At 51.9% G+C, this 5,285-nt stretch carries 5 protein-coding genes and 1 other RNA gene; 4 read left to right on the forward strand and 2 right to left on the reverse strand.

Annotated elements, in window-relative coordinates:
• Positions 1-61: 61 nt before the first annotated feature.
• From ACLJRE_RS23725 to pnuC, 3 genes are all read left to right on the forward strand, one after another.
• A non-coding RNA gene (locus tag ACLJRE_RS23725) (RtT sRNA) lies at positions 62-187 on the forward strand.
• 393 nt (positions 188-580) lie between these two features.
• Positions 581-1,624: a quinolinate synthase NadA gene (nadA, locus tag ACLJRE_RS23730; protein WP_000115351.1), complete on the forward strand. Its 1,044-nt coding sequence runs from the start codon at positions 581-583 to the stop codon at positions 1,622-1,624.
• Between the two features lie 24 nt (positions 1,625-1,648).
• On the forward strand, positions 1,649-2,368 hold the full coding sequence (gene pnuC / locus ACLJRE_RS23735; RefSeq protein WP_000345365.1) for a nicotinamide riboside transporter PnuC: 720 nt from the start codon (positions 1,649-1,651) through the stop codon (positions 2,366-2,368).
• Here pnuC and zitB read toward each other — a convergent pair.
• Both zitB and ACLJRE_RS23745 read right to left on the reverse strand, forming a co-directional pair.
• Positions 2,365-3,303: a CDF family zinc transporter ZitB gene (gene zitB, locus ACLJRE_RS23740; protein WP_023212946.1), complete on the reverse strand. Its 939-nt coding sequence runs from the start codon at positions 3,301-3,303 to the stop codon at positions 2,365-2,367. The genes pnuC and zitB overlap by 4 nt on opposite strands.
• A 110-nt stretch (positions 3,304-3,413) precedes the next feature.
• Positions 3,414-3,800, reverse strand: coding sequence for a YbgS-like family protein (locus ACLJRE_RS23745; protein ID WP_023212947.1), 387 nt, complete (start codon positions 3,798-3,800; stop codon positions 3,414-3,416).
• A 319-nt stretch (positions 3,801-4,119) separates the two neighbouring features.
• Here ACLJRE_RS23745 and aroG point away from each other — a divergent pair, with 319 nt between their 5' ends.
• Positions 4,120-5,172: a 3-deoxy-7-phosphoheptulonate synthase AroG gene (gene aroG / locus ACLJRE_RS23750; RefSeq protein WP_001528822.1), complete on the forward strand. Its 1,053-nt coding sequence runs from the start codon at positions 4,120-4,122 to the stop codon at positions 5,170-5,172.
• Positions 5,173-5,285 lie beyond the last annotated feature (113 nt).

Genomic DNA, 5,285 nt, shown 5'->3' on the forward strand with positions numbered 1-5,285 from the left:
GGTCGCAGGTTCGAATCCTGCACGACCCACCAATGTAAAAAAGCGCCCTAAAGGCGCTTTTTTGCTATCTGCGATATAGAAGATTCGAACCTGCCGCAGGTTCGGGTCGAACGCAGTGAGACAACGGAGCCGTTTACGGCGACGGCCCGAAGGGCGAGCGAAGCGAGTCATCCTGCACGACCCACCAATTTAACATCAAACTCAGATGTTGAGCGTGAAGGATAACGTTGCGTCAGCGACGGCCCGTAGGGCGAGGCGAAGCCGAGTCATCCTGCACGACCCACCAATGTAAAAAGGCGCCCTAAAGGCGCCTTTTTGCTATCTGCAATATGGAAGATTCGAACCTGCCGCAGGTTCGGGTCTTGCCTGATGCGCTGCGCTTATCAGGCCTACAGACGGCACCGCTCACGTAGGCCTGATAAGACGTTACGCCGCCATCAGATACGGGGCTACGTAATTATTGTGACTTTCCTTATTGAATCAGCTATCTTGTTTAGCATATAAAACAAATTAACCGATTGTGGCGTTTATTACGCTTTCATTCGGTTGTTTCGTTAAGTCAGTAAAACGAGAAACCACGATGAGCGTAATGTTTGACCCACAAGCCGCAATCTACCCGTTCCCGCCGAAACCAACGCCGTTGAACGACGATGAAAAGCAATTTTATCGTGAGAAAATCAAACGACTCCTCAGCGAACGGGATGCTGTGATGGTGGCGCACTACTACACCGATCCGGAAATTCAACAGTTGGCAGAAGAAACCGGCGGCTGTATTTCCGACTCGCTGGAAATGGCCCGTTTCGGCGCGAAGCACGCCGCATCCACGTTACTGGTAGCGGGCGTACGGTTTATGGGGGAAACCGCCAAAATCCTCAGCCCGGAAAAAACCATTCTTATGCCTACCCTGGCGGCGGAATGTTCGCTGGATTTAGGCTGCCCAATAGACGAATTTAGCGCTTTTTGTGATGCGCATCCTGACAGAACCGTAGTGGTCTATGCTAACACCTCGGCTGCTGTTAAAGCGCGTGCGGACTGGGTTGTGACCTCCAGTATCGCCGTAGAACTGATTGAGCATCTGGATAGTTTGGGGGAAAAAATTATCTGGGCGCCGGACAGACACCTGGGGAATTACGTGCAAAAACAGACCGGGGCCGATGTACTGTGTTGGCAAGGGGCGTGTATCGTGCATGACGAGTTTAAAACCCAGGCGTTGACCCGTTTAAAAAAAATCTATCCCGATGCCGCTCTTCTGGTTCACCCTGAATCGCCGCAGTCCATTGTCGAGATGGCCGATGCGGTGGGCTCCACCAGTCAGCTTATTAAGGCGGCAAAAACGCTGCCGCACAGACAGCTTATCGTGGCGACCGATCGCGGCATCTTCTACAAAATGCAGCAGGCGGTGCCTGAAAAAGAGCTGCTTGAAGCGCCCACGGCTGGCGAGGGGGCGACCTGCCGTAGCTGCGCGCACTGTCCGTGGATGGCGATGAATGGCCTGAAAGCCATTGCTGAAGGGCTGGAGCAGGGAGGCGCGGCGCATGAAATACAGGTTGATGCGGCGCTACGCGAGGGCGCATTACTGCCCCTCAACCGAATGCTGGATTTTGCGACTACACTTCGGGCGTAAAGACGGAAATCTTTGGGGGAGAGAATGGATTTTTTTAGTACGCACAACATACTGATTCATATTCCGATTGGCGCTGGCGGGTACGATCTCTCGTGGATCGAAGCGGTAGGGACCATCGCCGGCCTGCTCTGTATTTGGCTTGCCAGTCTGGAGAAGATCAGCAACTACTTTTTTGGACTGGTTAACGTCACCCTGTTTGCGATTATTTTCTTTCAGATCCAGCTTTATGCCAGCCTGTTGCTGCAACTCTTTTTCTTTGCCGCCAATATTTATGGCTGGTATGCGTGGTCGCGGCAAACAAAGGATAATCAAGCCGAGCTTAAAATCCGCTGGCTGCCGTTGCCAAAAGCAATGGCATGGCTGGCGATATGTGTGATAGCCATTGGTTTGATGACGCGATATATCGATCCCGTATTCGCCGTCCTGACGCGCGTGGCCGTCGCCATTATGCAGATGCTGGGGTTACAGGTGACAATGCCCGTACTGCAACCGGACGCCTTCCCGTTCTGGGACTCTTGCATGATGGTGCTGTCTATCGCGGCGATGATTCTGATGACACGCAAATATGTCGAAAACTGGCTCCTGTGGGTGATAATCAACGTGATCAGTGTGGTGATTTTTGCTTTGCAGGGCGTCTATGCGATGTCGCTGGAATATCTGATCCTGACATTTATCGCCGTGAACGGTAGCCGCCTGTGGATAAACAGCGCGCGGGAGCGAGGATCGCGCGCGCTTTCCCGTTAATGGTGATGAACATGCCCGGATGGCGTCTGATTCAGGTGACAGTCCGGGCCGTGACACACTTGATACTCCATCTGAATCGTGGCGTGCGCAATATGGTATTCGTGCATCAGGAAATCCTGGATACGTTCCAGCAGCGCATCATGGTCGTGTGGCGGAATGACCTGAGCGTGCAATGTCATGACCGGTTTTTCGCCGATCATCCAGACATGCACATGGTGTACGTTGCGGACTTCGGGGATTTCCCGGCTTAAATGGCGCTGTAAGGCATTAATATCCAGTGAAACCGGCGCGCCTTCCAGCAATTCGTTGACGCTATCTTTTAACAAACGCCAGGCGCTGCGTAACACCAGTACCGAAACCAGAATAGAGAGAATCGGGTCCGCTGGCGTCCAGCCCGTCCAGATAATGATCAACGCGGCGACTATTGCGCCGACGGAACCCAGCAAATCGCCCATCACATGCAGCGCGGCAGCGCGCACGTTCAGGTTTTTTTCATCGCTTCCCCGATGGAGAATCCAGAACGCAAACAGGTTCGCCAGCAGACCCGCAACCGCAATCACCATCATCAGATTGCCCGCCACCGGACGTGGCGTGTAAAAGCGCTCTATCGCTTCCCAGACAATGAGAAGGGTAATGACCACCAACGCAATGGCATTCACAAAGGCCGCCAGTGTGGTGAGTCTTAGCCAGCCAAAAGTGTGGCGAACAGTCGGGGGGCGACGGGAAAATTGAACCGCCAGCAGCGCAAAGAGAAGGGCCGCCGCGTCGGTGAGCATATGTCCCGCATCCGCCAACAACGCCAGAGAGCCGGAGAGTATCCCGCCCACCACCTCAAGGAGCATAAATCCGGCAGTGACGATAAAGGCGAAAAGCAGGCGACGAGCATTATTATCTTTCGGCAGGTGTGAATCGGCATGAGAGTGTGAGTGCGCCATAACGTCATTCCTTTGTTATTCTCATCAATACTGTAGACATCATACTGATTTTTCGCTGACAAAATAAAAAGGAGAGCGAAAGCTCTCCCGTTATCAGACTTTTTTCTGCATTACTGTGTGGTACCGTCGGTTTTGGTATTCACGTCATTATTGACGCCATTACCGGTTTCCACTTTTTTATTAATATCCGGGCAGCGACCGTCTTTACACATGGTATTTTTATGCTCTTCATCCTTGGTCATTCCGTCATGATTCATGGTTGAACCGTCCGGATGCTGCATCGTGCTGTTAGTATTGCCGTTGGTATTGATGTCGTTGTTATTCACATCATTTGGCGCCACATTCTGGCGGGCGTCCGAGGCAACCTGACCGGCATTTGCCGCCGAGTTCGCCTGGCCATTACTGGATTGCGCGTTAGATTCAGCAGCTAACGCTGCGCCGCTGGCAAGGCCGAGGGTAGCGGTGAGTAAAAGCGTAGTCAGTTTTGTCATTTTCATAAGATGCTCCTGTTATGGTGGATATGTCGGATAACCTCTTCCAACAGTGCACGTGTCAGTCAAATCCTCAAATAAGGGATAAAAAGCGTTCGCCGCCGCAGGTTAACGCAGCAGAGAATCTTGCAATAATTCATAAACAGAGTGGTTACAGTTAAAAAGTGTAGGTTAGATCCCATTTTTCGCTACATTTGTGCGTTTTTTTCCTGAATTCCAGGATTATTCCGTTCAAAGTGTAAAAGCCCGTTTACACTATTTAATTGAAGAGATAGATTGGAGGGATTGCATTCATTGGGATAAGTACGGCAACACTGGAATAAACATGAATTATCAGAACGACGATTTACGCATTAAAGAAATCAACGAGTTATTACCTCCGGTCGCGCTGCTGGAAAAGTTTCCCGCCACGGAAAATGCAGCAAATACCGTTGCTCACGCGCGCAAAGCCATCCATAAAATTCTCAAAGGCAATGACGATCGTCTGCTGGTGGTGATCGGTCCTTGTTCAATTCATGATCCGGCAGCGGCGAAAGAGTATGCCGCCCGTTTGCTGGCGCTACGCGATGAGCTTCAAGGCGAGCTTGAAATTGTCATGCGCGTCTATTTTGAGAAACCGCGTACTACCGTCGGCTGGAAAGGGCTGATTAACGATCCGCACATGGATAACAGCTTCCAGATTAACGACGGTCTGCGTATTGCGCGCAAACTGCTGCTGGATATTAACGACAGCGGCCTGCCTGCCGCCGGCGAATTCCTCGATATGATCACGCCGCAATATCTGGCCGATCTGATGAGCTGGGGTGCCATTGGCGCGCGGACTACTGAATCCCAGGTTCATCGCGAACTGGCGTCTGGCCTCTCTTGTCCGGTCGGTTTTAAAAATGGTACTGATGGCACGATTAAAGTCGCCATTGACGCCATCAACGCCGCCGGCGCGCCGCATTGCTTCCTCTCCGTCACTAAATGGGGTCATTCGGCGATTGTGAATACCAGCGGCAACGGCGACTGCCATATCATTCTGCGCGGCGGTAAAGCGCCAAACTATAGTGCGCAACATGTTGCTGAGGTGAAAGAAGGCCTCACCAAAGCGGGACTGACGCCGCAGGTCATGATCGATTTCAGCCATGCCAACTCCTGTAAGCAATTTCAAAAGCAGATGGAGGTTTGCGCCGATGTCTGCCAGCAGATAGCGGGCGGTGAACAAGCGATTATTGGCGTGATGGTAGAGAGTCATCTGGTAGAAGGCAACCAGAGTCTGGAAAGCGGTCAGCCGCTGACCTACGGTAAAAGCATTACTGACGCCTGTATTGGCTGGGAAGATACCGATGCGCTGCTTCGTCAGTTGTCGGCAGCGGTAAAAGCCCGTCGTGGCTAATCTTTATTACGTCTTAAACCGGCCCGTAAGGCCGGTTTTTTATTGTCTATGGAAAACCCCCAGCTAGGCTGGGGGTTCCGGAAAGCTTTCAGCTTTAAGCCAGTTATTAAAAC

The organism is Salmonella sp. SAL04157 (assembly GCF_046551635.1).
Classification (GTDB): Bacteria; Pseudomonadota; Gammaproteobacteria; order Enterobacterales; family Enterobacteriaceae; genus Salmonella; species Salmonella enterica.

What these genes read in the sequence shown, in the direction of transcription:
- nadA (WP_000115351.1), top strand. Translation starts at nt 581, where the DNA reads ATGAGCGTAATGTTTGACCCACAAGCCGCAATCTACCCGTTCCCGCCG.
- pnuC (WP_000345365.1), top strand. Translation starts at nt 1,649, where the DNA reads ATGGATTTTTTTAGTACGCACAACATACTGATTCATATTCCGATTGGC.
- zitB (WP_023212946.1), bottom strand. Translation starts at nt 3,303, where the DNA reads ATGGCGCACTCACACTCTCATGCCGATTCACACCTGCCGAAAGATAAT.
- ACLJRE_RS23745 (WP_023212947.1), bottom strand. Translation starts at nt 3,800, where the DNA reads ATGAAAATGACAAAACTGACTACGCTTTTACTCACCGCTACCCTCGGC.
- aroG (WP_001528822.1), top strand. Translation starts at nt 4,120, where the DNA reads ATGAATTATCAGAACGACGATTTACGCATTAAAGAAATCAACGAGTTA.